28 protein-coding genes are annotated in these 26,789 nt (G+C 72.3%); 14 read left to right on the forward strand and 14 right to left on the reverse strand.

All coding sequences use genetic code 11. The annotated features are described in order from the left end of the window. The 7 genes from NI26_RS01235 to NI26_RS01265 form a co-directional block, all read right to left on the reverse strand. Positions 1-357 carry a cation:proton antiporter gene (locus NI26_RS01235; protein WP_081984549.1) on the reverse strand — a complete coding sequence of 119 codons (357 nt, stop codon included), beginning with the start codon at positions 355-357 and terminating at the stop codon, positions 1-3. After that, on the reverse strand, positions 354-695 hold the full coding sequence (locus NI26_RS01240) for a hypothetical protein (RefSeq protein WP_066651577.1): 342 nt from the start codon (positions 693-695) through the stop codon (positions 354-356). The genes NI26_RS01235 and NI26_RS01240 overlap by 4 nt, the downstream gene beginning before the upstream one ends. Then, a complete protein-coding gene (locus NI26_RS01245; protein WP_066651579.1) occupies positions 692-1,273 on the reverse strand; it encodes a Na+/H+ antiporter subunit E in 582 nt (193 codons plus the stop codon). The genes NI26_RS01240 and NI26_RS01245 overlap by 4 nt, the downstream gene beginning before the upstream one ends. After that, positions 1,266-2,969 (reverse strand): Na+/H+ antiporter subunit D, encoded by a 1,704-nt coding sequence (locus tag NI26_RS01250; protein ID WP_066651581.1) that lies wholly within the window; start codon positions 2,967-2,969, stop codon positions 1,266-1,268. Before NI26_RS01250 ends, NI26_RS01245 begins: the two co-directional genes overlap by 8 nt. Continuing rightward, the gene (locus tag NI26_RS01255; RefSeq protein ID WP_066651583.1) at positions 2,966-3,406 is read right to left on the reverse strand and encodes a Na(+)/H(+) antiporter subunit C; all 441 of its coding nucleotides are present in this window, start codon (positions 3,404-3,406) and stop codon (positions 2,966-2,968) included. Before NI26_RS01255 ends, NI26_RS01250 begins: the two co-directional genes overlap by 4 nt. After that, positions 3,403-6,330, reverse strand: coding sequence for a Na+/H+ antiporter subunit A (locus NI26_RS01260; RefSeq protein WP_066651585.1), 2,928 nt, complete (start codon positions 6,328-6,330; stop codon positions 3,403-3,405). The genes NI26_RS01255 and NI26_RS01260 overlap by 4 nt, the downstream gene beginning before the upstream one ends. Before the next feature lie 133 nt (positions 6,331-6,463). After that, entirely contained in the window at positions 6,464-7,219 is a 756-nt protein-coding gene (locus tag NI26_RS01265) for an SDR family NAD(P)-dependent oxidoreductase (protein ID WP_066651587.1), read from the reverse strand. 71 nt (positions 7,220-7,290) lie between these two features. On the opposite strand from NI26_RS01265, the gene NI26_RS01270 reads away from it, so the two are divergent. The 6 genes from NI26_RS01270 (at position 7,291) to NI26_RS17310 (ending at position 12,468) form a co-directional block, all read left to right on the forward strand. Next, positions 7,291-8,010: an SDR family oxidoreductase gene (locus NI26_RS01270; protein WP_066651588.1), complete on the forward strand. Its 720-nt coding sequence runs from the start codon at positions 7,291-7,293 to the stop codon at positions 8,008-8,010. Beyond that, positions 8,007-8,693, forward strand: a complete 687-nt coding sequence (locus tag NI26_RS01275) for a FadR/GntR family transcriptional regulator (protein WP_066651590.1) — start codon at positions 8,007-8,009, stop codon at positions 8,691-8,693. Before NI26_RS01270 ends, NI26_RS01275 begins: the two co-directional genes overlap by 4 nt. A 37-nt stretch (positions 8,694-8,730) precedes the next feature. Beyond that, entirely contained in the window at positions 8,731-9,351 is a 621-nt protein-coding gene (locus tag NI26_RS01280) for a DedA family protein (protein WP_066651593.1), read from the forward strand. A gap of 37 nt (positions 9,352-9,388) precedes the next feature. After that, complete coding sequence (locus tag NI26_RS01285) at positions 9,389-10,264, forward strand: SMP-30/gluconolactonase/LRE family protein (RefSeq protein WP_066651595.1); 876 nt, start codon at positions 9,389-9,391, stop codon at positions 10,262-10,264. Positions 10,265-10,271: 7 nt separating this feature from the next. Further along, positions 10,272-11,423, forward strand: coding sequence for a 23S rRNA (uracil(747)-C(5))-methyltransferase RlmC (gene rlmC / locus NI26_RS01290; RefSeq protein WP_066651597.1), 1,152 nt, complete (start codon positions 10,272-10,274; stop codon positions 11,421-11,423). A 361-nt stretch (positions 11,424-11,784) separates the two neighbouring features. Continuing rightward, a complete protein-coding gene (locus NI26_RS17310; RefSeq protein WP_066651599.1) occupies positions 11,785-12,468 on the forward strand; it encodes a LysM peptidoglycan-binding domain-containing protein in 684 nt (227 codons plus the stop codon). An 81-nt stretch (positions 12,469-12,549) separates the two neighbouring features. On the opposite strand, the gene NI26_RS01300 is transcribed toward NI26_RS17310, so the two are convergent. Both NI26_RS01300 and NI26_RS01305 read right to left on the reverse strand, forming a co-directional pair. Beyond that, positions 12,550-13,584 (reverse strand): LCP family protein, encoded by a 1,035-nt coding sequence (locus NI26_RS01300; protein WP_066651601.1) that lies wholly within the window; start codon positions 13,582-13,584, stop codon positions 12,550-12,552. Between the two features lie 67 nt (positions 13,585-13,651). Further along, positions 13,652-14,050 (reverse strand): MarR family winged helix-turn-helix transcriptional regulator, encoded by a 399-nt coding sequence (locus NI26_RS01305; protein ID WP_066651603.1) that lies wholly within the window; start codon positions 14,048-14,050, stop codon positions 13,652-13,654. 83 nt (positions 14,051-14,133) lie between these two features. Here NI26_RS01305 and NI26_RS01310 point away from each other — a divergent pair, with 83 nt between their 5' ends. The 4 genes from NI26_RS01310 to NI26_RS01325 all read left to right on the forward strand — a co-directional run bounded on the left by NI26_RS01310 (position 14,134) and on the right by NI26_RS01325 (position 19,343). After that, positions 14,134-16,263 carry an MMPL family transporter gene (locus tag NI26_RS01310; RefSeq protein WP_066651605.1) on the forward strand — a complete coding sequence of 710 codons (2,130 nt, stop codon included), beginning with the start codon at positions 14,134-14,136 and terminating at the stop codon, positions 16,261-16,263. A gap of 12 nt (positions 16,264-16,275) precedes the next feature. After that, positions 16,276-16,926, forward strand: a complete 651-nt coding sequence (locus NI26_RS01315; protein ID WP_066651607.1) for a GntR family transcriptional regulator — start codon at positions 16,276-16,278, stop codon at positions 16,924-16,926. Between the two features lie 82 nt (positions 16,927-17,008). Continuing rightward, the gene (locus NI26_RS01320; RefSeq protein ID WP_066651609.1) at positions 17,009-18,502 is read left to right on the forward strand and encodes an LCP family protein; all 1,494 of its coding nucleotides are present in this window, start codon (positions 17,009-17,011) and stop codon (positions 18,500-18,502) included. Between the two features lie 55 nt (positions 18,503-18,557). Continuing rightward, positions 18,558-19,343 carry an endonuclease/exonuclease/phosphatase family protein gene (locus tag NI26_RS01325; protein WP_066651611.1) on the forward strand — a complete coding sequence of 262 codons (786 nt, stop codon included), beginning with the start codon at positions 18,558-18,560 and terminating at the stop codon, positions 19,341-19,343. Positions 19,344-19,403: 60 nt separating this feature from the next. On the opposite strand, the gene NI26_RS01330 is transcribed toward NI26_RS01325, so the two are convergent. Next, a complete protein-coding gene (locus NI26_RS01330; RefSeq protein ID WP_066651613.1) occupies positions 19,404-20,231 on the reverse strand; it encodes a hypothetical protein in 828 nt (275 codons plus the stop codon). A 158-nt stretch (positions 20,232-20,389) separates the two neighbouring features. On the opposite strand from NI26_RS01330, the gene NI26_RS01335 reads away from it, so the two are divergent. Further along, a complete protein-coding gene (locus tag NI26_RS01335; protein ID WP_066651615.1) occupies positions 20,390-21,316 on the forward strand; it encodes an SDR family oxidoreductase in 927 nt (308 codons plus the stop codon). 175 nt (positions 21,317-21,491) lie between these two features. Here the strand turns inward: NI26_RS01335 and NI26_RS01340 are convergent, their stop codons facing one another. Continuing rightward, entirely contained in the window at positions 21,492-21,809 is a 318-nt protein-coding gene (locus NI26_RS01340) for a hypothetical protein (protein ID WP_066651617.1), read from the reverse strand. 152 nt (positions 21,810-21,961) lie between these two features. Here NI26_RS01340 and NI26_RS01345 point away from each other — a divergent pair, with 152 nt between their 5' ends. Continuing rightward, positions 21,962-22,639, forward strand: coding sequence for a TetR/AcrR family transcriptional regulator (locus NI26_RS01345; RefSeq protein ID WP_066651619.1), 678 nt, complete (start codon positions 21,962-21,964; stop codon positions 22,637-22,639). Positions 22,640-22,721: 82 nt separating this feature from the next. After that, positions 22,722-22,916, forward strand: coding sequence for a DUF2795 domain-containing protein (locus NI26_RS01350; RefSeq protein WP_066651621.1), 195 nt, complete (start codon positions 22,722-22,724; stop codon positions 22,914-22,916). A 98-nt stretch (positions 22,917-23,014) separates the two neighbouring features. Here the strand turns inward: NI26_RS01350 and NI26_RS01355 are convergent, their stop codons facing one another. The 3 genes from NI26_RS01355 to NI26_RS01365 form a co-directional block, all read right to left on the reverse strand. Then, the gene (locus NI26_RS01355; RefSeq protein ID WP_066651626.1) at positions 23,015-24,523 is read right to left on the reverse strand and encodes a threonine/serine ThrE exporter family protein; all 1,509 of its coding nucleotides are present in this window, start codon (positions 24,521-24,523) and stop codon (positions 23,015-23,017) included. Positions 24,524-24,587: 64 nt separating this feature from the next. Then, complete coding sequence (locus NI26_RS01360) at positions 24,588-25,064, reverse strand: hypothetical protein (protein WP_066651627.1); 477 nt, start codon at positions 25,062-25,064, stop codon at positions 24,588-24,590. Between the two features lie 79 nt (positions 25,065-25,143). Then, complete coding sequence (locus NI26_RS01365; RefSeq protein ID WP_066651628.1) at positions 25,144-25,584, reverse strand: OsmC family peroxiredoxin; 441 nt, start codon at positions 25,582-25,584, stop codon at positions 25,144-25,146. A 156-nt stretch (positions 25,585-25,740) separates the two neighbouring features. Here NI26_RS01365 and NI26_RS01370 point away from each other — a divergent pair, with 156 nt between their 5' ends. Next, positions 25,741-26,784 carry an NAD(P)-dependent alcohol dehydrogenase gene (locus tag NI26_RS01370; protein ID WP_066651629.1) on the forward strand — a complete coding sequence of 348 codons (1,044 nt, stop codon included), beginning with the start codon at positions 25,741-25,743 and terminating at the stop codon, positions 26,782-26,784. Positions 26,785-26,789 lie beyond the last annotated feature (5 nt).

Below are 26,789 nucleotides of genomic sequence, written 5' to 3' on the forward strand. Positions count from 1 at the left end.
TCAGTCCTCGGTGTCGTCGACCAGCAGGTCCTCGTGCCGGTAGTCGTTCGACCGCAGCCCGGCACGCGCGATCATGTGGGTCGACACCGGCACCAGGAAGAGCTGGAACACGAGCACCGGCAGCACGACCCAGAACGCCGTCCAGGTCCACACCGCCACGACGATCGCGGCCAGGGCGAGCGCCAACCCGAGCACCTGCGGCTTCGCCATCGCGTGCAGCCGGACGAGGGGGTCCCGGAACCGGACTATGCCCACGGCGGCGCCGAACGACAGCCCCGCGGCGAGGAGCATCAGCACGAGGGCGATCCACGCACGGACGCCGGCCCCGTCGACGAAGGACTGCAGGATCTCGATCACTTCGACTCCTCCTCGGCGGCGTGCTCCGGCGTGGTCACGTCGATCCCCTCGTCGGACGGGTCCGACGAGGGCGTGACGATCCGTGCGACGGCGATGGTCGCGAAGACGCTCGTCGCCGCGATGACGACCAGCACCGGGACGGCGGTCAGGTCGCGCCGGACCACCATCGCCGCGGCGATCACCACGAGCGCGGTGGTGAGCACCATGTCGGAGCCGATCATCCGGTCGAGGATCGTCGGTCCGCGGACGATCCGCCCGACGGCCAGCGCGAGCGTGGCGCCGAGCAGGACGAGCACGAGCGCGATCCCGACGGCCATGACGACGACCGCGGCGCTCACCGGGTCACCTCCGGCAGCGGCTCGGCGAGTTCGGAGACGTCCTGCTTCGACCCGATGGCGCGGATGACGAGCTCCTCGATGCGTGCGACGGTCCGCCGCTCCTGGTCGACCTGCTCACGGCGCTCGGTGTCGAGCACGTGGATGAGCAGGCGACGGCGGGGAAGGTCGACGTCGGCGACGTACGACCCGGGCACGAGGGAGATCGCCAGGGTGGCGAGCGTGAAGGTCATCTCCGACGTGGTGTGCAGCTGCACGAGCACGATCGAGCTCTGCCGGACGCCGCGCGGTCGGACGGCCGCCCAGGCCACCCGGAACGAGGCGACGACGACGTGCCCGGCCCACACCACCAGGAACCACAGTGCGCGCGGCAGCGAGAACCGCTTCGACAGGGGGACGGGCGGCAGCGGGAGCAGCTGCGTGACGAGGAGCGCGACGACCACGCCGCACAGCAGCGTCAGGACGCTCCAGGATCCCCACAGCAGCGCCCAGAGCACGGTCAGTCCGGCGACGAGCGGCACGTCGTAGCGCCAGGCGAGGGCGATCCGTCGGGCGTTCGAGATGCGGCGGGTGTCACTCATCAGCGCCTCCGTCCGTGCTGCCCAGGACGGCCTGCACGTAGCGGTCCGGCGACTCGAGTGACTCCGCTGCGCGGGTCGCGTAACCGTAGAGCGGACCGGCGACGACGGTGAGCGCGACCGACCCGAGGACCGCCACCGTCGTGACGGCGACGAGCATCCGGGGCAGCGGCGTGTGCACCGACGGCTCGACCGCGGGGGTCTGGCCGGTGGCCGGACCGGAGGCACTGCTCGCGTGCGCCGCGTCGGTGACGGTGGTCGAGCCTCCCGGGTGGTACGCCTCGCCCGTCTCCTCAGAGACGGTCAGCGGCGCCGGTTCCGGCGACCGCAGGTGCGCGTGCGGCTCGGCCGTGCTGGCGTGCGGTGCCGCCGCCTCGGCGGCCGGCTTGGGCCGCCAGAAGGCGGCGTCCCAGACGCGCATCAGCGCGTACAGGGTGAGGAGGCTCGTCACCACGCCGGCGCCGACCGTCACCCAGGCCATCGGGGAGCCGTCCTCGGCCGCGGCGCGGAACAGGCCGAGCTTGCCGATGAACCCGGAGAACGGCGGGATGCCCCCGAGGTTGAACGCCGGGACCAGGTAGAGCGCGGCGAGGAGCGGTGCGGCCTTGAGCAGCCCGCCGAGCGACCGGGTCGAGGTCGTGCCGCCCACGCGTTCCATCACCCCCGACACCAGGAACAGCGTGGTCTGCACGACGATGTGGTGCACCGTGTAGAACACGGCCGCGGCGGTGCCGACGACGGAACCGAGCCCGACGCCCATCACCATGAAGCCGATGTGGCTGATGAGCGTGAAGGACAGCAGTCGTTTCACGTCGGTCTGCGACACGGCCCCCAGCACGCCGACGATCATCGTGAGCACCGCGACCACGAGCAGCACCGTGTTGAGCTGTGGTCTCGGGAAGATGATCGTCTCGAGCCGGATGATCGCGTAGATGCCGACCTTCGTGAGGAGTCCGGCGAACACCGCGGTGACCGGGGCCGGTGCGGTCGGGTACGAGTCCGGCAGCCAGAAGGCGAGCGGGAACACCGCGGCCTTGATGCCGAAGGCGATGAGCAGCATCGTGTGGAGCAGGAGCTGCACGTGCTCGGGGAGCCCGGCGACGCGCTCCGAGATCTGCGCGATGTTCACGGTGCCGGTCGCGCCGTAGACCAGGCCGATGGACGCGAGGAACAGCGCCGAGGCGATGAGGCTCGTGATGATGTACGTCGTGCCGGCGCGGACGCGCTGCTCGCTGCCGCCCAGGGTGATGAGCACGTAGCTCGCCACCAGGAGCATCTCGAACGCGACGTAGAGGTTGAACAGGTCGCCCGCCAGGAACGCGTCGAGCACTCCGGCGGCCAGCACCAGGTAGGTCGGGTAGTAGATCGTGACGGGGGCGTCCTCGTCGTCGGCCGCGAGTCCCTGGCCGATCGAGAAGAGCAGCACGAGCAGGAGCACGCTCGCGCTCACGGTGAGGAGCAGGGCGCTCAGCCGGTCGACGACGAGCGAGATGCCGTACGGTGCCTGCCACCCGCCGACCTGCACGACGATGGTGCCGTGCTGGTCGACGAGCACCATGAGCGTGGCGGCAACGACCACGGCCACCGCGAGCACCGCGACCGTGATGGCCCGCTGGAGCTTCTGGTGCCGCAGGAGGCCGAGCGCGATGGCGGCGCCGAGCAGCGGGACGAGGACGAGCAGGGGGACGAGCCAGGTCATCGCGAGGCCTCCTCGTTCTGGACCGCTTCGGGGTCGGTGTCGATCTCGGGGTCGTCGTCCGCGGGGTCGTCGTCCGCGGGATCGTCGTCGCGGTCCTTGCCGATCGCGACGTCGGCCTCGTCGACCTCGACCTCGTCGGCGCGGGACAGCTTCCACGAGCGGTGGATGAGGGCGAGCAGGAACGCGCTCACCGCGAAGGTGATGACGATCGCGGTCAGGGCGAACGCCTGGGGGAGCGGGTCGGTGATGCCCTCGGACGAGCCGCCGATCGGGGGCTTGCCCGCCGCGCCGGACATGATGAGCAACAGCAGGTTCAGGGAGTTGCCGAGCAGCAGGAACCCGAGCAGCATCCGGGTCAGCGACCGCTCCAGCAGCAGGTACACGCCGCACGAGAACAGCACCGCCATCGCGATGACGAGGACCAGGGTGATGGTCATACGGCACTCCCCTCCGGGGTCGCTGCGGCGGCGTTGTCGTCGACGTCGCCCTCCGTGGTGTCGGTGATGCGCGCCCGGGAGTCCTCGAGCCGTTGCCGGTCGACCTCGGCACCGAGGCTCCGGAGCACGTCGAGGACGAGCCCGACGACCACCAGGTAGACCCCGATGTCGAAGAACGTCGCGGTGACGAACTCGACGTGCCCGAGCACGGGGACGGTCGCCTCGAAGAACGCGGAGTACAGGGCCTCCTTCCCGAAGAACAGCGGGACGATCGCGGTCGTGGCCGCGGTGGCGACGCCGAGGCCGAGCAGGCGACCGGCGCGGACGGGCGCGGCGGCGCCGAGCTCCGCGGGACCGCCCGCCAGGTACCGACCGGCCAGCGCGATGCCGGCGACGAGTCCGCCGGCGAAGCCGCCGCCGGCCGTGTTGTGCCCGGCGAAGAGCAGGTAGAGCGAGAGCACGACGAGGCCGTGGAAGAGCAGGCGGACGACCACGTCGAGCAGGGCCGAGCGACCGGTCGGGATCGCCGCGCTCGTCGGCAGCCAGGCGCGGGGCTCGCCGTCCGGGCGGTGCTTGTCGCTCGTCACGGTCGCCGGCAGGTCGCGCAGCCGCGGCAGGGTGTCCTCGCGCGAATCGAGGAAGATCAGGCTCGCGACACCCGTGGCCGCGGCGACGACGACGGTCAGCTCACCGAGCGTGTCCCAGCCGCGCAGGTCGACGAGGGCGACGTTCACGACGTTCAGGCCGTGACCGAAGGACTTCGTGAGCGCCGGGATGTCCGGCCAGATCGGGGTGCTGTTCCGTGCCGAGGCCGCGACGACCACGACGACGGCCAGGGTGGCTCCCGCGAGGCCGGCGAACAGGGCCCGCACGATCCGGAAGCGCGACGGGTTGGCCGTGGCGATCCGCGGGGGGAGCCGGCGGAGCACCAGCACGAACGCGATCAGCGTGACGGTCTCGACCACGAGCTGGGTGAGCGCGAGGTCGACCGCACCGTGCAGGACGAAGAGCACGGACATCCCGTAGCCGGTGACGCCGACGAGCACGGCGGCGGCGAACCGGGTCTTCGCGGTCAGCACCGCGATCGCGGCGACGGCCATCACGGCGACGACCGGCACCTGGCCCCACGAGTCGGCGAAGCGCACGCGGAACGCCCACGGGCCGCCGAGCACCAGGTTCGCCAGGGCGCCGGCGACGAACACCGACAGGATCACGGTCAGGTAGTAGGGGAGCGACCCGCGCTGGACGCCGGCCGTGAGCCCGGTCGCCAGGCGGTCGAGCCCACGCATGGTCTTCCGGTAGGTGTCGGCCGCGCTCGGTGACCCGGAGAGTCGGTGCTGCAGGGCCTCGACCCGGCGTCGTGCCAGGAACAGGAGGACGCCACCGACGAGCGTGATCGCGGAGAGGCCGAGCGCGGGCTCCAGGCCGTGCCAGAGCGCCAGGTGCGGGACCTCGCCCTCGGGCAGCGCCGCGGCGGTGGCAGCGGGTTCGAGGCCGTGCGCGACGACGGGCGTGAGCAGGCCGAACGCGAGTCCGGCGACGGCGAGGACGGACGGCACGACACCGAGTCCGTGCAGGCCGTGCGGCTCGGTGTCGGCCACGCCGGACTTCCGGGCGAACGTGCCCCAGAGGAAGCGGAGCGAGTACGCGACGGTGAGGAGCGAGCCGAGGGTCACCCCGACGAGTGCGATCCACGCCCAGGCCGCCTGCGGTCCGTGGAGCTCCTCGACGAAGCCGGTCAGGACGGCCTCCTTCGCGACGAAGCCGATCGTCGGCGGGATGCCCGCCATCGACGCGAGCGCGAGGACGCTGACCACGACGAGCCACGGCAGCTTCCGCCCGAGACCGCTGAGCTTCCGGAGGTCGCGGGTGCCGGTCGCGTGGTCGACGGCTCCGACGACCAGGAACAGCGTCGACTTGAACGTGGCGTGCGCGACGAGCAGGGCGACCCCGCCCAGGGCGACGGCCGGAGCGCCCCACCCGGCGGCGAGCACGAGGAAGCCGAGCTGCGCGACCGTCCCGTAGGCGAGCAGCAGCTTGACGTCGGTCTGACGCAGCGCGCGGTAGCCGCCGATGAGCATGCCGAGCACACCGAGCACGGTGATCGTCTCGCGCCAGCCGGTCAGCAGCGCGAACGCCGGGGCCAGGCGGGCGACCAGGTAGATGCCGGCCTTCACCATCGCCGCGGCGTGCAGGTACGCGCTGACCGGGGTCGGCGCCGCCATCGCTGCCGGGAGCCAGAAGTGGAAGGGGACGATCGCCGACTTCGTCAGGGCGCCCAGGAGCACGAGGACCACCGCGACCGGCACGAGCGGCCCCGGACGCTCGACGAGCTCCGGTGCCTGCGCGATGATGCCCGACAGGCTCGTGGTCCCCGCGGTCACGGACAGGGCGACGAGTCCGGCGAGCATCGCCAGCCCGCCGGCGGTCGTGACGACGAGGGCCTGCATGGCGGCGGCCCGGCTCGCGCGCTTGTCGGCGTCCTGCCCGATGAGCAGGTACGAGAAGACCGTCGTGGCCTCCCAGAGCACGAAGAGCACGATCACGTCGTCGGCGACGACGAGGCCGTACATCGACCCGGCGAAGGCGGTCAGGACGGACGCGAACCGGCCCAGTCCGGGCTCGTCCCGCTCGAAGTACGACGCGCAGTAGACGAGCACGAGCGCACCGACGACGGAGACCACCAGGGCGAGGACCCACGACAGGGCGTCCATCCGCAACGACAGCGCCAGGTCGAGCTCCGGGATCCACTGCCACCGGCTCGTGACCCCGCCGTGGAGTGCGGCGTCGCTCTGGGCGATCGTCAGCACCGCGGCGGCGGCGGGGGCGAGGGCGGCGACGTAGAACACGCGGCGCCCCATCAGCGGGGTCAGGGCGGGGACGATCAGGGCGACGATCGCGAACGCGACGAGGACGGAGACCATCGGGCACCTCCTCGGGGTCGGGCTGCAGTCCGGCTCACTGGGCCCTCACAGCCTACGGAGAGGCGGATGGCAACTTCCTGAGCGACCGGACAGCCGGAGCGAGCGTTCCCTCCACTCTGCTCCGCGTCCGGCCTCAGCGACCGTGCGCCCGTGCCGGGATCTGCGTCGCGAGCTTGCCGCCGGAGACGTCCAGCAGTGTGCCCGTGACGTAGGCGGACGCGTCGCTCGCCAGGAAGACCAGGAGGTCGGCGACGTCGTCGGGCGTCTCCCACCGCCGGAGCGACAGGGTGTCGAGCAGCCGGTCCTGCTCGGCCTGCGGCATCTCGGCGAACCCGTTCATCGCGGTCGGCACCATGCCGGGCGCGTAGGCGTTCACGGTGATGCCCCACGGGCCGAGCTCCGACGCCAGCACGCGGGTGAACGAGACCACCGCGGCCTTCGACGCCGCGTAGGCCGCGCTGCCGACGCTCGGCACGATCGCCGCGAACGACGCGGCGTTGACGATCCGCCCGCGCCCGGCCGCCTGCATCACCGGCGCGACCGCCTGGCTGACCAGGAAGGTGCCCCCGAGGTTCACGTCCATGCACCGTCGCCACTCGTCCCAGCCGAGCTCGGCGACGGTCCCGGTGACGTTGATGCCCGCGTTGTTGACGAGCACGTCGACGGTGCCGTGCCGGCGGACGACCTCGTCGACGGCCGCACGCACGGAGGCCGGGTCGGCGACGTCGCAGACGACACGGTCGACGCCGTCGTCACCGGCGTCGTCGAAGGCGAGGTCGAACGCGACGACGCGGCACCCCTCGGTGAGGAACCGCGCCGCGAGTGTCCGGCCGATCCCCCGGCCGGCTCCGGTGACGACCACCACGCGGTCGGTCAGGTCGAGGTGCATCGTCGCTCCCGTCGTCGGTCTGTCCCGGCAACGGTGGGCGCCCGTGCCTCGAATCGTCATACTATTCGAGCATGACGGCGAAGGTGCTCTGGATCACGGGTGGCGGCAGCGGGATGGGGGCGGCGAGCGCGGTGGCCGCAGCCCGTGACGGGTGGACGGTGGTGCTCAGTGGGCGTCGCCGGGACCGACTCGAGCAGGTCGCGGACGAGGTCCGCGCGGTCGGCGGGACGGCGGACGTCGTGCCGCTCGACGTGACGGACGGCGACGCGGTGCCCGCAGCACGCGACGCCGTGCTCGGACGGCACGGCCGGATCGACGGCCTGGTGCTGGCAGCCGGGCTGAACTCGCCGGCGCGACGGTGGGACGACCAGTCGCTCGCCGACGTCCGCGCCGTCATCGACACGAACACGACCGCCGTGGTGGCGGTGGTCGACGCTGCACTGCCGGCGCTCCGGGACGCGGGCGGTGTCGTCGTGGTGGTGTCGTCCTACGCGGGCTGGTCCTTCCAACCCGGTGCCGGTGTCGCGTACTCGGCGAGCAAGACCGCCCTCGGCTCGATCGTCCGGACGCTCAACCAGCAGGAGGCCGAGCACGGCGTGCGAGCCACCCACCTGTGCCCGGGCGACGTCGCGACGGACTTCCTGGACCAGCGTCCCGAGGTCCCCGACGCGGCGGCGCGCGCTCGGATGCTGCAGCCCGACGACGTCGGCCGCACGGTGGCCTTCGTGCTCGCGGCGCCGGCCCACGTCCGCATCGACGAGCTCGTCCTGTCACCCGTCGCGCAGCGGTGACGAGCGCCTTCGACCGGGTGCTCGACGGGATCGGGACCGCCGTCGTCACCGGCACCTTCGCGCCGGGGAGCCGCCGGAGCACCGACGACCTGGTGGCCTGGTCGGGCGCGAGCCGCAGCATCGTCCGTGAGGCGGTCCGCGTCCTCGTCGCGCTCGGCATGCTCAGTGCGCGCCCCCGCGTCGGCGTGGTCGTCGCCCACCCCACGGACTGGGACGTCCTCGATCCGCTGGTCGTCCGCTGGCGGCTCCGGGGACCCGACGCGGCGCAGGTCTCGGTCGAGCTCCGCGAGCTGCGGGTCGCCGTGGAACCGGCAGCGGCCGCCGCGGCGGCCCGACGAGCACCGCTCGAGGACTGCGCGGCCGGACGGGAGGCGCTCCTCGCCACCGCGGACGAGCTCGCGTCCGCCGCGGCCGAGGACCGCCGGGTCGACTTCACGATCGCGGACGTCCGGCTGCACTCCCTCGTGCTGGAGCTGTCCGGCAACGCGCTGTACCGACGGCTGCACCGCGTCGTGGGGGAGGCGCTCCGTGAGCGCGGGAGCATCCGGCCGGACCGCCACGACGTCGGCCTGCACGTCGCGCTCGTGCAGGCGGTCGTCGGGGGTCGGTCGGACGAGGCCGCCGACGTGATGCGCGAGATCGTGCGGCGCACCGAGCACCGGCCGGGCCCGGACCTGGGATGATCGTGGTCGGCGCACCCCGCGTCGACGGAGGTGACCGGTGGACGCAGCGCAGGAGATGGTGCTCCAGCTCGTCGGGACGCCCTGGGCCTTCCTCGTGGTCGGGCTCGTGCTGGCCGCCGGCAGCGTTGCGGTGTTCCTGCCGAGCCAGGCGCTCGTCGTCGCGATCGGCACGCTGCTCGTCGGTGGTGACGGTGGGTTCCTGCCCGTGCTCGTCCTGGTGGTCGCGGCGACGATCGGGATGGTGCTCGGCGACGTCGCGCTCTGGTACCTGGCGCGGACGGTCGACCTCGGCTCGCGGTCGTGGTTCAGCCGGCCGAAGGTCAGGAAGGCGCGGGAGTCGATCGACGCCAGGTACCGGAAGGCCCCCGGACGCATCGCCGTCCTCGGCCGCTTCATCCCGATGGGGCGCCTCACGACGAACCTGGTCGGTGCGGACAGCGGGCTCGACCTCCGGCGCTTCCTGGTCAGCTGCCTCGTCGCCGACGTGGTGTGGGCGGCCTACTGCGTGGGGATCGCGGCGGCCACCGGGCACTGGAGCCGGGAGCAGCCGTTCCTCGTGACGACCCTCGCGGTGGTCGCGTCGATCCTGCTCGGCCTCGCGATCTCCGCGGTCGAGAAGGCCGTGCGGCGCCGCGCCGAGGCCGCTGCGACCGCCTGACGCCGTAGCGTGGAGGGCACCGTCCGAAGGAGGACCCGTGTCGAGCCTCACCGAACTCGTCCCCGACCCCGACGCCGTCGAGCGCCTCGCGACCGGCAGCACCTGGGCCGAGGGACCGTGCTGGATCCCGTCCGACCGGACGGTCCGCTGGTCGGACATCCCGGGCGACCGGATCCTCGAGTGGCACCAGGAGACCGGCGGTACGACCGTGTACGCGTCGGACGTCGAGTTCACGAACGGCCGCACGCTGGACCGCGACGGCTCCGTCGTGCAGTGCTCGCACGGGCGGCGACGCGTCGAGCGCGACCGGGGCGGCGTCGTCACCGCGGTCGTCGACGGCTGGGCGGACGGTCGGTTGAACTCGCCGAACGACGTCGTCGTCACGCGGGACGGCACGATCTGGTTCACCGACCCGGCCTACGGCATCACCCAGCCGCGTGAGGGACACCCGGGCGAGCGGGAGTACGGCGACCACTGGGTGTTCCGGTGCGGACCGGACGGCGAGGACCTGCGCCCCGTGGTGCTCGACGTCGACGAACCGAACGGTCTCGCGTTCTCGCCCGACGAGCGCGTGCTCCACGTCGCCAGCTCGTCCGCCCACGAGCCGGTCATCCGCGCCTACGACGTCGACGGCCACCGCGTGAAGAACGGCCGGGTGTTCGCCCGGCTCGGCGAGGGCGAGGGCGTGCCGGACGGCATCCGGGTCGACGTCCACGGCAACGTGTGGTCCTCGACCCACCGGGGCGTGACGGTCTTCGCACCCGACGGCGCCCGCATCGGCGACGTCGCCGTGCCCGAGGTCGTGTCGAACCTGTGCTTCGGCGGCGACGACGGCACGACGCTCTTCGTGACCGCGACGACCTCGCTGTACCGCATCGCGACGACGACGCGGGACGCCGCTGCCGTATCCTGACCCGGCCATGCAGTGCGACTACTTCGACCGGGGGGTGTGCCGCTCGTGCACACTCATGGGACAGCCCTACGGCGACCAGGTGCTCGACAAGGAGATCCGCACGCGGGAACTCCTGCGGGACGCCGTCGAGGCCGCAGGGGGCCCGGGGGCGGTCGAGTGGTTGCCCGCGATCACGAGCCCGGAGTCCGGGTACCGCAACAAGGCGAAGATGGTCGTCGGCGGCACGGTCCAGCGCCCCACGGTGGGGATCCTCGACCACCGGCAGCGCGGCGTGGACCTGCGGCACTGCGGCATCTGCACGCCGGGCATCCGACGGGCGCTCCCGGTCCTGGCGGACTTCGTCGCCGACACGGGGCTGATCCCGTACGACGTGGCCGCACGTCGGGGCGAGCTCAAGTTCGTGCTCGTGACCGAGTCCCCGGACGGCGAGCTCATGGTGCGCTTCGTGCTGCGCTCCGAAGGGCAGCTGCCACGACTGCGTGAGCGCCTCGACGACCTGCGGCGGGTCCTGCCCGAGGCGGTCGTGGTCACCGCGAACCTGCTCCCGGAGCACAAGGCCGTCACCGAGGGGGAACGCGAGGTCGTGCTGACCGAGCAGGAGACGCTGCCGATGCGGTTCGGCTCGATCGCGATGCACCTCCGACCGCAGAGCTTCTTCCAGACGAACACGAGCGTCGCGAGCCAGCTGTACGACCAGGCGTCGGCCTGGATCGACGAGGTCGGGCCGGCCTCGATGTGGGACCTGTACTGCGGTGTCGGCGGGTTCGCCCTGCACGCAGCGCGCGCGGGTCGTGCCGTCACGGGGATCGAGACGAGCCGGGAGGCGATCCGCTCCGCGAAGCAGTCCGCGCGCGAGGCGGGGCTGACCGACGTCCGCTTCGCCGCCGACGACGCGACGGAGCACGCCCTCCGGGCCCGACCGGACGCGCTGCCCGAGCTGGTGGTGGTGAACCCGCCGCGCCGGGGCATCGGCGAGACGCTCGCGACCTGGCTCGAGGAGTCCGAGGTCGAGCACGTCGTCTACTCGAGCTGCAACCCGGTCACCCTCGCGAAGGACCTCGCGCGCATGCCGTCGCTCCGCCTGCGGCGGGCGCGCGTGCTCGACATGTTCCCGCAGACCGGCCACCTCGAGGCCGTGACGCTGCTGTCCAGGCGCTGACCAGGACGCGACCAGCCAGCGGTCGGGAGGCTCGCTGCGAGGCCGCCACGGGCCTCCCGTCCGCAGCATTGCCAGGAAACTGCCAAGGTCACGTACCCGGGTACAGACCGATTCGCATGCCCATGGTGATCGGGGCACTCAGGAAGACCGGTGGGGGACATAGCACTCACGGGTAGAACTCATTGTCTCGGTTTGATAACAGTCACGAATTTCCTATGGTTGCCGACCAGCGCCACCGGCACGAGACCACTGCCCCCGGCGGCGCACCCCACAACATGACCGCGATCGGTCGGGACGGGCAGTGGCGACCGGGTCCGCTCAGGCGGGCGCCAGGTCCGTGGTCCCGGTGGAGCGATCAACCATGAAGAAGCTTTCCCGTACCCGCACCATCGTCGGTGGCCTGGCCTTCGCCGGCATCGCCGCGACCGGTGTCGGCCTGGCGGCAGCGCCCGCGAACGCCGCATCCGGTTCGACCTGGGACGCCCTCGCACAGTGCGAGTCCGGTGGCAACTGGGCCATCAACACCGGCAACGGCTACTACGGTGGCCTGCAGTTCAACCTCGGCACCTGGCAGGCGAACGGCGGCGCCGGCAACCCGGCCTCCGCGAGCCGCGAGGCCCAGATCGCCGTCGCCGAGCGCGTCCTCGCGTCCCAGGGCTGGGGTGCATGGCCGGCCTGCTCCGCGAAGCTCGGACTGAGCGGGACCACGGGTGCCGCTCCGCAGGCCGCCGCTCCGGCCCCTGCCGCGCCGCAGCAGGCTGCACCGCAGCAGGCCGCGCCGCAGCAGGCTGCACCGAAGGCGACCACGCCGGCCGCACCGAAGGCGACCACGCAGGCCGCTCCGAAGGCGGCCGTGTCGAGCAAGCCGGCCGCGGTCGCGACGAGCGGCAAGACGTACACGATCGAGTCGGGCGACACGCTCGACAAGATCGCGACGAAGCTGAACATCGACGGTGGCTACATGAAGCTGTGGGCCGCGAACACATCGACGATCGACGACGCGAACCTGATCTACGCCGGCCAGGAGCTCCAGCTCCCCGCCTGATCGACCTCCCGATCCGACACGAGACCCCCGTGGCACCTGCCGCGGGGGTCTCGTGCTGTCCGGGACTCGCCGGCGCGACCGTCAGCTCGGGCGATCCTCGAGCCACCGCTGCAGGTCGTCGGACCGCAGGGCGCTCGAGATCGCGGCGCGGTCGTGGTCGTCCAACCGGACGAACGACTGGCCGTCGGGGGTCGTCCCGCTGCCCGCGGTCGGCATCGTGAACGTGACCAGGTCGTCCGGTCGGACCCCGCGCAGGGACCACCCGAGACGGACGATCGTCGCCGCGTCGAGCCCGGGGTCCACCGCCAGGTGCTCGCTCGTCGCGGTGACGAACTCCTGCAGTCGCCCCGGGTGCGTCAGGGTGCCGCGCGACAGGGCCTGGTCGAACACCCCGCGCAGGAACGCCTGCTGGTTCCGGACGCGTGTGTGGTCGGCGTCGGCGAACGCGTACCGCTCCCGCACGAAGGCCAGGGCCTGTTCGCCGTCGAGCCGGTTCGCACCGCTGACGAAGTGGTGGCCCCGCGCCGTGAAGTCCTGCGGTGACTGCACCGTCACGCCGCCCAGTGCGTCCGTCATGTCGGCGAACCCGGCGAGGTCGACCTCGGCGACGTGGTCGATCCGGACGTCGAGCAGCTGCTCGACCGTCTGCACCGTGAGCGGGATGCCGCCCCAGGAGTACGCGGCGTTGATCTTGGCCCGGCCGTGGCCGGGGACCTCGACCCACGAGTCGCGCATGATCGACATGAGGTACACGTGGCGGCGGTCGGCGGGCACGTGGGCGAGCATCAGCGTGTCCGACCGCCCGCCGGCGGTCTGGTCGCCGTCGGCCAGTCCGGCCCGCGAGTCGGAGCCGATGAGCAGGATGTCCTCGGCGCCGCCGGAAGGTGCGGGCCGGTCGCCGGCGGGGAAGGGGTCCGCGATCGCCTCGGTGTGGTCGTCGAAGCTCCGGGTCAGACTGCCGACGAAGACCGCTGCGACGACCGCGAGCAGGGTGGCGATGCCGACCAGGGTGCCGGTGGTGGCGACCAGCGCGACGAGCGCGGGGTGCCTGCGCCGCCTCCGGGCCGTTCTTGCTGTTGCTGCTGCCGCGGCTCGGGCGGCGCGACGCTCGGACATCGGGACTCCTCGGGTCGGGTCGGCCCTGCGCCGACCCGGAGAGTCTACAGCATTTGGTATTTCAGTGTCACGAGCGGTGCAGCACGCCGGTCAGCTGCCGGCGGAGCTCCGCGTCCTCGGGGAGGACCTCCCGCTCGATGTGCTGTGCGGTCTCCCATGCGCGGCGACCCTCGTCGGTGACGGACACCACGCGACGCCGGCGGTCCTCCGGGTGGGCGGTCCGCTCGACCAGACCGTCCCGTTCGGCCCGCTCGAGGGTCCGCGACATGGTCTGGGGCTGCACGCGAGCGGTCCTGGCGATGGTGTCCGCGCCCGTCGGGCCGGTCCGCAGCAGGATGTCGATCGCGACGAGGGCGGCGTGGGTCAGCCCGATCGCCCGGAGTCGCTCGTCCCACTCCCGCTCGACGGCACGCGCCGCGGCGGAGAGCAGGCGTCCGAGCGGCCACTGCTCCGCGGGTTCGTGCATGATCGGAGTCTACGGGCGGGTCCTCCGGGCGGCGTCGACACGGAGATAGTCAGCATGCTGACGATCGGTGTACGCTCACCGACGTGTCCCGGTTCCTCCGCATCGTCCTGCCCGCGCTCGTCATCCTCGTCTGGCTCGTCGTGGCCGGCGTCGGCGGTCCCGTCTTCGGGAAGATCTCCGAGGTCGCCACGAACGACCAGACGTCGTTCCTGCCGGCCTCGGCCGACGCGACGAAGGTGCAGGAGCGTGCCGCCGACTTCCGACAGGCCTCGGGGGCACCCGCCATCGTCGTCCTCGACCGCGACGGCGGCCTGACGCCCGACGACCTCGCTGCGGCCCGTCGGATCGCCGACACCATCGGCGAGCGCGACGACGTGCAGGGCACGAGCCCCGTGATCACGAGCGAGGACGGCGACGCCGCCGAGATCGTCGCGACACTGACCGAGGACGCGGAGACCGGAGACGCCATCTCGGCCATCCGGGCCACGGTGGACGAGGCGCTGCCCGCCGGCGTCTCCGGGTACGTCACCGGTCCGGCGGGCTTCACGGCCGACCTGACCGAGGCGTTCGCGGGCATCGACGGCCTGCTGCTCGGGGTGGCACTCGCCGCCGTGTTCGTCATCCTGATCGTGGTCTACCGGTCGCCGCTGCTGCCGTTCCTGGTGCTCGGGACGGCGACCTTCGCCCTGTGCGCCTCGATCCTCGTGGTGTACGCCCTGGCGAAGGCGGGGGTCGTGACGGTCAACGGGCAGGTGCAGGGCATCCTGTCGATCCTCGTGATCGGCGCCGCGACGGACTACGCGCTCCTCTACACGGCGCGCTACCGCGAGGCACTGCGCGAGCACCGCACCGGCTGGGAGGCGACCCGGGCCGCTCTCCGCGGCGCGTTCGAGCCGATCGTCGCCTCGGGCGGGACCGTCATCGTCGGGGTGCTCTGCCTGCTCCTGTCGGACCTCAACTCGAACAAGGCGCTCGGGCCGGTCGCCGCGATCGGGATCGCCTTCAGCCTGCTCGCCGCCCTCACCCTGCTGCCCGCCCTGCTGCTGGCGTTCCGTCGGGCGGCGTTCTGGCCCCTGCGCCCGGCCTTCGGCTCCGGTGGCCGCCCGGCCACCGGTCCGGACGCGACCGGACTGTGGGCGCGGGTGGGGCACCTCGTCGCGCGTCGGTCCCGCACGGTCTGGATCGTCTGCACCGTGGCGCTCCTGGCGATGGGCAGCGGCCTCGTCGGGCTCCGTGCCGACGGCGTCCCGCAGAGCGACCTGGTGATCGGGTCGTCCCAGGCGCGGGACGGCCAGCGGGTCCTCGCCGACCACTTCCCCGGGGGTTCCGGCAGCCCGGCCCAGGTCATCGGCGCCGAGCGTGACCTGGACGCCCTCGTCGACGCCGTCCGCTCGGTCCGCGGGGTCGACGGGGTGGTGGCCGCCTCCACCGACTCGCCCTCGGGGACCGTCCCCGTGGGGTCGGACGCCGCCGCCCGGACCGCCCCGGGCACGGCGGAGCCGACGGTGTCGCGCGGGGACGTCCTGCTCGAGGCCACGCTCGCCGACCCCGCCGACTCGAGCGCCGCCGAACGGACCGTCCGCGACCTCCGCGTCGCCGTCGAGCGGGTGGACCCCGACGCGGTCGTGGGTGGCGTCACGGCGACCGCCGTCGACACGAACGACACCGGCATCCGCGACCGCTCGGTCATCATCCCCGTGGTGCTCGCGGTCATCCTGCTGATCCTCGTGCTGCTGCTCCGCAGCGTGGTCGCCCCGCTGGTCCTCGTCGGCAGTGTCGTGGTGTCCTTCGCGGCCGCACTCGGCGTCGGCGCACTGGTGTTCGACCACGTGTTCCACTTCCCCGGGGTCGACCCGTCCGTCCCGCTGTACGCGTTCGTGTTCCTCGTGGCGCTCGGCGTCGACTACAACATCTTCCTCATGACCCGGGTGCGCGAGGAGTCCCTGCGGCACGGCCCGCGTGAGGGTGTCCTGCGCGGGCTCGCGGCCACCGGGGGAGTCATCACCTCGGCGGGCATCGTGCTGGCCGCGACCTTCGCGGCGCTCGGCGTCATCCCGATCCTGTTCCTGGCGCAGATCGCCTTCGTGGTGGCGTTCGGCGTCCTGCTCGACACCGTCGTGGTCCGGTCGCTGCTCGTCCCCGCGCTCGTGATCGACCTGGGGCGCCGGGCGTGGTGGCCGTCGCGCCTCTCGCGCGCAGCGCGTCACATGTGACACGCTGGTGGCATGCCAGTTCCCTCCACGCAGCCGGCCGCAGAGCGCAAGCTGCTCCGTGACACCGTGCAGGACAAGATCCGCGACGCGATCATGGACGGCACGCTCGAACCGGGCGAACGACTGAACGACGACGACCTCATCGCGTGGCTCGGCGTCTCCAGGACCCCGATCCGTGAAGCACTGGCGGAACTCGCACGGGCCGGACTCATCGAGATGGCGCCGAACCGCTACACCCGCGTCGCCGCACCGACCGAGGCCGAGCTGCTCGACGCCTACCGCACGCTCGGCGTCATCTACGGCGGGGTCGTCCGCCTGGCCGTCCCGCGGTTCTCGGACGCCGAGCGGGAGCGGGTCACCGCCGTGCTCGACGACGTCCTGGCGCGGCTCGACGCCGACCAGCAGGCCGAGGTCGCGCGCGAGGGGGCGGACATCTACTCGATGTGGGTGGAGGCCTGCGGCAACGCCTCGCTCGCGCAGCTGTGCCGCTCGACCACCGATGGTCTTGCCTTCCGGCTCCGCGTGCCCGAGCTCACCGAGCTCGTCCCGACCGACGTCATCCGACCCGAGATCGTGAAGCTCCGTGACGCCGTCGCCGCGGGCGAGCCGATCGACGCGGAACTCGCGATGGAGGCGATCCACCTCCTGCCCACGCGCGACTGACCGAGCGCCGGGCGTACAGCGTCGGGCACGGACCCTCAGGGATCTCCCTGTCCGTTCCACGCTGTGCCGTTATGGTTTCCGGGTGAGCATCGAACCCGAGCAGACGACGCGCCGTGCCCGCCGCGGCCACGTGCCGCCGCGCCACGGGCGCCAGAAGCGTGGGAGCGGCGTGGTCCTCCCCGCGGTCGCCGGCGTCCTGGCGATGGGCCTCGTGCTGACCGGCGGCTACGCCGCGTTCGCCTTCACGAGCCTCAACAGCGGCGTCACGAAGATCGACGCGATCAGTCCGCGGTCGGACGACGACGACGACGTGGACGGTCAGGCGCAGAACATCCTGCTCGTCGGTGACGACCACCGTCCGGACAACGCGACGCCCGAGCAGATGGCCGAGCTGAGCACCGAGGACGACGGCGGTGCGACGAACACCGACACGATGATCGTGCTGCACATCAACGCCGACGGGTCCCAGGCGACGATGATCTCGTTCCCGCGCGACTCGTACGTCCCGATCCCCGGCGTCGGCAAGGGCAAGCTCAACAGCGCGTTCTACTACGGCACGCTCAACGGCGGCGGCGACACCGGTGGTGCGAAGCTGCTCATCCAGACGATCCAGGACCTCAGCGGCCTGACGATCGACCACTACGTCCGGGTGTCGTTGCTCGGCTTCTACCAGGTGGTCAAGGAGCTCGGGCCGGTCGAGGTGTGCCTGAACAACGCGGTGAACGACCCGTACTCGGGTGTCGACCTGCCGGCCGGCACCTCGGAGCTCGACGCCAAGCAGGCGCTGTCGTTCGTCCGTCAGCGGCACGGGCTGCCGAACGGTGACCTCGACCGGAACGTGCGCCAGCAGTACTTCCTGTCGCAGGAGGCCCGCAAGGTGCTCTCCGCGGGCACCCTGCTCAACCCCATCAAGATGAACAACATCCTCAGCGCCGTCGGGAGCTCCATCCAGACGGACACCGACCTGGTGTCGCTGGCGAGCCAGATGCGGAACCTGCGCCCGGGCAACATCCAGTCCGCCACGATCCCGACGCTCGGCACCCCGACCATCACGGTGGGTGGCCGGCCGCTGTCCATCGTCGAGGTCGACACCGTCGGGTTGCCCGCGTTCGTGCAGGGACTCGTCGGCGAGCCGGAGGAGTACACGAAGGCCACGGCCGCCGAGCCCGCCGCGACGACGGTCACCGTGCTGAACGGCAGCGGGACGACCGGCGCCGCCGCGACGGCGACCGCGAACCTGACGGCCCGCGGCTTCCAGGTCGGGACGCCGGGGTCCTCGGACACGACGCAGAAGACCCAGGTGCAGTACCCCGCCGGGCAGGAGGCGCAGGCCAAGGCCGTCGCCGCGGTGGTGCCCGGTGCGGTCGCCGTGCGGTCGACGACGGTGTCGGGCGTCACGCTCGTCCTCGGGTCCGACGGCATCACCGTCACCGCCCCGGCCGCCCCCGGCGACGCCTCCTCCACCCCGGCGGACGAGGCGCCCGAGGCCGAGGCGTCGAAGCCGGCGGAGTCCGAGCCGACGCCGAGCTCCACCGACGTGAAGACCTACGGCGAGGAAGGCGTCTGCATCAACTGACGCACCCTTCACCACCCTGGGGTCGCCCGTGGGAGCGTGTCGGTAGGGTCGACCGGTGAGCCACGTCGCGCGTCCGATCACCCTGATGACCTACAACGTGAAGAACCCGGATCCGCGGCACGACTGGCCAGCGCGCCTGCCGCTGGTGCTCGAGGTCATCCGACGGCACGACCCCGACGTCCTCTGCGTGCAGGAGGCGTTCGACCACCAGATGGACGCCCTCCGACAGGGGCTGCCCGACCACGACGCCGTCGGGCAGGGCCGCGAGGGGGGATCCGCGGGGGAGCACGCCGCGGTGTTCTTCCGCCGCGACCGCCTGCGCCCCGTCGACGTCGGGACCTTCTGGTTCTCCGACACCCCGGACGAGCCGGTGTCGAACACCTGGGGGAGCCTGTACCCACGGGTCGCCAACCACGCGCGCTTCCTCGACGCCGCGGGGGCCGCCTTCACGCTCCTCACCGCGCACTTCGACCACGAGGAGAACGACCACGGGGACGAGGTCCGTCGGCGCAGCGCCGCCCTCGTCGTCGAGCGGCTCGCCCCGGTCGACGGCCCCGTCGTCTTCGCCGGTGACTGCAACGAACCGTGGGGCGCGGGTCCGGCGTCCCGGGTCTTCACCGATGCCGGGTACCGGGACGCCTGGTCCGACGCCGGTGACCCCGGTGACCGCACCGCGTCCTTCAACGGGTGGCAGGCACCGGTCGACTCCGGCGAGCGGATCGACTGGGTGCTGACCCGCGGCGACGTCACCGCCGAGCGCGTCGTGATGGACCACGACGGCCCGGAGACGTGGGCCGCGAGTGATCACTTCCCGGTGGTGGCGTCCCTGCGCGTGGCCTGAGCCGCGTGGCCTGAGCCGCGCGGGTCGTGACCGTGCGGCCGTCGTGCAGTGCAGGACGCGTCAGCAGGACCGGCGCGCGTGCACCGGCATCGGGGAGCCGATGACCGTCACCTCGGTGTCGTTCGTCAGCGCCGAGACGCCGTTCGTGCCCTGCGCGTCCTCGCCCGTGTCGTGGGTCGGACCGTCGGTCGCGTCGTCGTGCTCCGCGCGGGGGTCGTCCCCGGTCGGGTCGTCACCGGTCGGGTCGTCGCCGGTCGAACGCTCGTCGGGAGCCCAACCGGCTTCGAGCAGCAGCTGCCACGCCCGGGAGTCGCCGGACCCGAACGACACCTTGTCGGAGCGTGGAGCCGTCGCGATCTCGTCCGCGACGTCGTCGCCGACCTGGACCCCGTCAGGACCGGTCAGCTCGACCCGGTCGCCGGTCCGGCCCCGTACCGAGTCCTTGAGGACACGGATCTCGACCGCGTTGCCGACGGCGGACGGTGTGCGGAGCGCCGCGACGCGGACCGCCCCGCCCCAGGTGTAGGTCGTCCCCGCCGGGAAGCACGCGCCGCCGTCACCGACCGCGGTCTGCGTGCGCGACGGGGTCCCGAGCAGCCGGTTGAGCAGCGAGACGGTCGACCTCGCGTCGCGCATGGGGACGTCCGCGACGGTGTCGTCCGCGTGCCGGAGGACCAGGGACTCGGCGTCGAGCTCGACCGTGTCCACCCGGCGCAGTTCGCGGTCGGTGACCCGGATCAGCGGCTGGACCGGGTCCGCGACGTCGCTGCGGTCCTCCGCTGCCGCAGCCGGTGCCACGCCCCCCGCCGCGAGGGCATCGGACCCGACCGTGCCGGCCGCGAAGGCGAGCACGGCAGCGCCGAGCGCGAGCAGAGTGCGGGAAGTCACCAGTCGACCGTACGGCCCGGAGCCGGACAGGACGACAGGTGTTACCGAATCGCAGCCCGGTCGTCACGTGTTCGTGATCTTGGGGATGTGTCACGGACGCGTCGCGGGGGACACCCGGCTGGACGGACAGCGGTACCCCGGTGCGTACCGTCCAGGCCATGACGGAGCAGCAGAACGACCAGGCGGGTCTCGACCAGTACGCGATGCAGGACCCCACGAAGATGTACGCCGACAAGAAGCCGGACGAGCAGTACCTGCAGGGTGCCGGCACCGACGAGGAGATGGCGCAGAACGTGCCCGCCGACCACGGTGAGGACACCTACCGCGGCTCGGGCCGCCTGCAGGGCCGCAAGGCGCTCGTCACGGGCGGCGACTCGGGCATCGGCGCCGCCGTCGCCATCGCCTACGCCCGCGAGGGTGCCGACGTCGCCATCGTGTACCTGCCCGAGGAGCAGGAGGACGCCGACCGCATCGTCGGCCTCATCGAGGCAGCGGGCCGCAAGGCCGTCGCGATCCCCGGTGACATCAAGGACCTGGCGTTCTGCGAGGAACTCGTCCAGAAGACCGTCGACGGCCTCGGTGGGCTCGACATCCTCGTGAACAACGCCGGCAAGCAGCAGAACGTCGACGACATCACGAAGATCTCGGACGAGGAGTTCGACGAGACCTTCAAGACGAACGCCTACGCGACCTTCCGCATCACGAAGGCGGCCGTGCCGCACATGCAGCCCGGTTCCACGATCATCAACACGACGTCGATCCAGGCGTACGCGCCGTCACCGCACCTCGTGCACTACGCCGCCACGAAGGCGACCGTGAACAACATGGCCAAGGGGCTCGCGGCACAGCTCGCGCCGAAGGGCATCCGCGTCAACGCCGTCGCTCCCGGCCCGATCTGGACCCCGCTGCAGCCGGCCGGGGGCCAGCCGCCGGAGGCGCTCCCGTCCGCCGGTGAGCAGACCTACCTGGGCCGCTGGGGCCAGCCCGCCGAGCTCGCGCCGGCGTTCGTGTTCCTGGCGAGCGGCGAGTCGTCCTACGTGGTCGGCGAGACGCTCCACGTCGACGGCGGCATGCCGACCCCGTGAGACGGGTCGCCTGACGCGCGCACACCGCAGACGGACGGGAGGCGCGGTGCCGGCTGGCACCGCGCCTCCCTCACTGGCTCGGTGCCGGCTGGCACCGCGCCTCCCTCACAGGATCGGTCGGGGCGCCCCGCAACGCTTCGTGTTGCCGTTCAGCGGGGCGCGCCCGTCCGTCGTCTCAGCAGGCGACGGAGCGCGCCATCCGCTCCAGCAGCTCCCGTGCGGACATCGCCGCGGTCAGTTCGACCTCGACCGGGTTGATCCCGATCGCGCGCTCGAACGCGCGGCGGCGGGCCTGGTCGGCGATCGGGACCTCGGGGCGTTGCGGCAGCCGGGCGATCGCGCGTGCTGCGGCGTCGAACGCGCCCTCCGGGGAGCCGAGCTGCTCCCACATGGTCCGCACGTCGTGCGCGACCTGCTCGTCGTCGCCGCCGAACTCGTAGCCGGCGGAGGCCATGGTGGCCAGGCCCTGTGCGACGGGGTCTTCGGAGGTCATCCCGGCATCGTCGCACGGCAGCCCGCGTGCGTGCTCCGGGGTCGTCGCCTGTCCCCCGACATGCTGACACCCGTACCGGGGATGCTGTGTCCCCCGCCACTGCGCTTGGATGGAGGTGCGGACAGGACGTCCGCCGCACGACGGAGGGCACGATGCTCGAACACACCAGCGCCGACACGCAGGCGGCAGCCGCCGCGGCCGCCACCCTGCACCTGCGCATCACGATCGTCGGCGCCACGGTCGACGTCCTCCGCGACGTGCCCTTCCACGAGGCCCACGTCGGCATGGTCGCCGAGCGGATGGGCATCACGACGGAGGAGCTCCGCCAGCACTTCCCGTCCTGGGACGGCCTCGTGCTCGCCGCCGTCGACCGCTGGAACGGCGCGCGACTGGAGGCGGTGGCACACGAGGTCGGGGACGGCCCCACGGTCGACCTGCTGCGTGCGATCGTCGCCTCGAACGCCGAGGACCCCGCGCTCATGCGGCTGCTCGTCGCACTGCTCTCCGTCGCCGGCAACCCTGCGCACCCCATGGCCACGTACCTGCGGTCGCGCTACCAGCTCTTCTTCTCGCAGGTCCGGCGCGGCCTGGAGCACGACATCGCCGTCGGCCGCGCGCCCCACACGATGGACCCCCGTCGCGGTGCCGAGCAGCTCATCGCGCTGTACGAGGGGCTCCAGCTGCAGGCGATGCTCCGCGCGGAGCTCGACCTGGTGCCGGCGTTCGACCGTGCGGTCGCCCGACTCGAGCGCGGATGGATGGAGCGGTACGAGCCGCAGGCCGCGCAGCGCTTCTCGACGTGGAGCGACAGCGGGAGCTGGGAGATCTGACCCCTGGCCGCGAGGCGCGTCACCCGGGTCGACCCGGAGCCGCACGGGCGTAGTCGTGGAGGCTCCGACGGAAGGAACCGACATGGCAGCACCGAACCCGATCCAGGTCCAGAAGTACCTCAGCGGCATCGACTACCCCGCCTCGAAGGAGGACATCGTCGCGACCGCCGAGAAGGAGGACGCCCCCGGTGACGTCCTGGACGCCCTGAAGGGGATCCCGGACGGCGACTACGACGCCCCCACCGCGGTGACGAAGGCCGTCTCCGACAAGGGCTGAGGCCCTCGCACCACCCGAGACCCGGGCTGGGCGACGTTCCTCGTGCTCCCGGGCACGAGAGCGGTCGCCCAGCCCGGGTCTCGTGTCCGGGTGGTCCCTCAGCGCGGGCGGTGGCCCCGCGGCACGGAGCCGTTGCCCGGGTCGTACCCGGTGTCCCGCAGGACGGGGATCGCCGTCGTGTCGTTGTGGACCGAGTGCACCGTCACCCGACGCGCCCGCCGCAGGGCCCGTCGCGCGCCGGGGGTCGCCACGAGACCGCCGAGCACGAGCCCCGCGCCGATGCCGAGTGCCACCGAGACGGCCGCCACGAAGTCGAGCGCGGCGCCGGACGCCCCCGACATGAAGTGCAGCAGGGCATCGGACACCGCGACACCGGGCAGCAGTGCACCGCAGAACGCCGGCACCGCGATCGCCGCCACGGCCGTACGCATCCGGGCTGCTGCGATGGTCGACAGCACGCCGAGCAGCACCGACGCGATGAACGTCGCTCCCAGCAGCGGCATGCCGAGGTGCCGGAGCTCCCAGAGGAACGCGCCGGCGGTGACCGAGAACACCACCGCGACGGGGATGACCCGGGCACTGGCCTGCTGCACGAAGCAGTTCGCCGCCGCGGACACGACCGTCAGCGACAACGAGGCCCAGAGCGGCAGCGGTTGCAGCACGATGCCGGACGGGTCGACCTCGATGCTGAGCCATTGCAGGACCGCGATGCCGGCCGGGACCCCCACGACGATCGCGGCGATCACGAGCACGATGTAGAACGCCCGGGCGACGGCCATGGCCCGGAAGCCGGAGATCGCGTCCTGGGCCCAGGTGACGAGCGACACGTGGGGCAGCAGCAGGACGACGAGTGCGGCGACCATCGTGGCCGCACCCGTCGCGGTCAGGACGTCGGCCCAGATCGCCAGGGTGCCGATGGCCGAGGCGACGGCTGCCTGCGCACCGGAGACGAAGAACTGCGGGAAGCCCCTCCCGGTCAGCCAGCGGCCGGACAGGATGATCCCGAACATGAGCACGAACGCGCCGACACCGGCGCGCCAACCACCGCCGGCCTGCATCGCGATCGAGGTGCCGAGCACCGAGAGGCCCACGTCGGCGAGCCAGGTCGGCCACCGGGTCGGCAGCCGCAGGACGGCGACCAGGGCGCTCACCGCGCTCGTCATGTCGCGCTCGCCGTGCACCAGGTCGTCGACGATCTGGTTCGCGCGCGCGAGCCGGTCGAGGTCGGAGCCGTCGGACTGCACCGTGCGGACCTTGACGAGCGGCGGGTGGTCGGCCGGGGCGTACTGGAGCGTGACCGAGCTGCCGGAGAAGTCGAGGTCGAGGGGCGCGAGGTTCCACTTCGTGGACACCGCGACGACGGCGGTCTCGACACTGCGGGTGTCCGCACCGGAGGCGAGCATGACCTCGGCCAGGTCGAGGCAGAAGTCGACGATCTGCACCGGCGAGTACTGCTCGCGCGGGCGGGTGTCCGGGGTGACGTCCTCGTAGATCGTGCCGCGCAGGCGGGCACGGGCGTCGCGGATGTCGTGCTGTGCGAGGTTGCGGACGCGCGGCCGGGGTGGGCGCCCGGGCCGCGGGACGCCGGGGAGGAACTGCTCGGCCATCAGACCATGGTGCCAGCCGCTCGTGCCCGAGTCCGGACGTCCGCTGGACGTTGCCGATGACGGGTCAGTGACGGCCCTGCGTGCTGAGTCGTCCGGCTGCGAAGGCGGTGATGGCCGCGCCGACCAGCACGACGACCTGCCCGGTCAGCTGCAGTCCGGTGGACCGGATCGGCAGCATCGTCTCGCCGGCGAGGGGCGCGTAGGCGAACCACCCGAACGACGGGTTCGGGGCTGCGAGGAGGAGGACCACGCCGGCGACGAGCACGATGATCCTGACCAGCAGCCCCCGGAGCGTCCAGGTGCGGGCGAGGCGAGCTGCGCAGGCGGCCGCGACGATCCCACCGAGCAGGGCGAGGACCGCCCCCGCGACGAGCTGTCCGGGGCGGTCCCCGCTGACGAACGCGAAGTCACCGCCCGATGTACCCGCGAGCCAGCCGGACGAGTCGAGTCGCCGCACCGCCAGGAACACCACGCCGACGAGGGCGACGAGTGCGCCCACCCACGTGACGACGTGCGTGCGGGTGCGGAAGAGGCGGCGCATGCGCCCCACCGTACCGACGGACGGACGGGAGGCGCGGTGCCAGCTGGCACCGCGCCTCCAGTCCGTACCGGGGTCGCGACTACTGCTCGAAGGTCGCCTTGAGCTCGATGTCGACGCCGGTGAGCGCCTTGGAGACCGGGCAGGTCGCCTTGGCCTCGTCGGCCGCCTTCAGGAAGGCGGCCTCGTCGATGCCGGAGACCTCACCGTTGACGGTGAGGGTGATGCCGGTGAGCTTGAAGCCGCCGGCGCTGTCCGGGCCGAGCGAGACGTCGGCCTTGACGTCGAGGGCCTCGACGGTGCCGCCGGCCTCGCCGAGGATCGCGGAGAACTGCATCGCGTAGCAGGCCGAGTGGGCCGCGGCGATGAGCTCCTCGGGGCTGGTGGTGCCACCGGCCTCGTCCGCGGCGCGCTTCGGGAAGGAGACGTCGTAGGTGCCGACCTTCGAGCTCGACAGCTCGACCTGGCCGGAACCGTCGTTGAGGCCGCCCTGCCAGGCGGTGCGTGCGGTGCGCGTGGGCATAGCCGCTCCTTTCGTGTGGGGGAGGCCCCGTTCAGGGCCGACGCCAGTCAACCGGAGAACGACCGTTCTCGCAACCGGCTCTCGGGGAAGACGCAGGATGTCCGGCGACCGAGATGCGCAACAGGTGTAGTTTTGACGGAGATCGAAGGAGAACCCGTGCACGCCGTCGTGTTCGAGCAGTTCCGGACGTTCCCCGTCCTGACCGAGGTCGAGAAGCCCGTCCCGGGACCCGGGGAGGTGCTCCTCGAGGTCGCCGGTGCCGGGGCGTGCCACTCCGACGTCGCCGTCTACCGCGAGTTCCAGGAGGGGCAGCCGGGCGCGCAGGCCCCCGGCTTCGTCCTCGGGCACGAGACCTCCGGGTGGGTCGAGGCCGTCGGTGACGGGGTGAGCGGCTTCACCGAGGGCGACGCCTACCTCGTCTACGGGCCGGTCGGGTGCGGGCACTGCGCGTCCTGTTCGAAGGGCCAGGACACCTACTGCGAGAACGCCGCCACCAACCCGTACGCGGCCATCGGTCTCGGTCGGGACGGCGGCATGGCGGAGTACGTGACCGTCCCGGCGCGCAACCTCGTGTCGCTCGGTGACGCCGACCCGATCGCGGCGGCACCGCTCAGCGACGCCGCGCTCACGCCGTACCACGCGATCAAGGCAGCGATGCCGAACCTGGCTGGCGGCGGCAGGTACGCGCTCGTGGTGGGGCTCGGCGGTCTCGGGCAGATCGCCGTGCAGATCCTCACGGCGCTCACCGGCGCCACGGTCATCGCGACCGACACGAAGCAGGACGCGATGGACCGTGCCGCGGCCCGCGGTGCGGTCACCGTCCCCGCCGGGCCGGACCAGGCCACCGCGATCCGCGAGCTCACCGGCGGCAAGGGCGTCGATGCCGCGTTCGACTTCGTCGGTGCGACGCCGACGATCGCGACCGCGAAGGCCTCGATGGCGATCGGCGGACGGCTGACCGTCGTCGGGATCGCCGGCGGGACCGTCGAGTGGGACTTCTTCACGACGCCGTACGAGTCGACGATCACGAACACCTACTGGGGCACGATCGAGGACCTGCACGAGGTCGTCGCGATGTACCGAGCGGGGCAGATCGAGCCCGACGTCGAGCGGTTCGCGTTGTCCGACGCGCTCGAGGCCTACCGCAAGCTCGAGGCCGGCGAGCTGTCCGGCCGCGCGGTGGTCGTCCCGACGCTGTAGCGGCG

This window comes from Curtobacterium sp. MR_MD2014 (assembly GCF_000772085.1).
In the GTDB taxonomy this organism is placed as follows: domain Bacteria; phylum Actinomycetota; class Actinomycetes; order Actinomycetales; family Microbacteriaceae; genus Curtobacterium.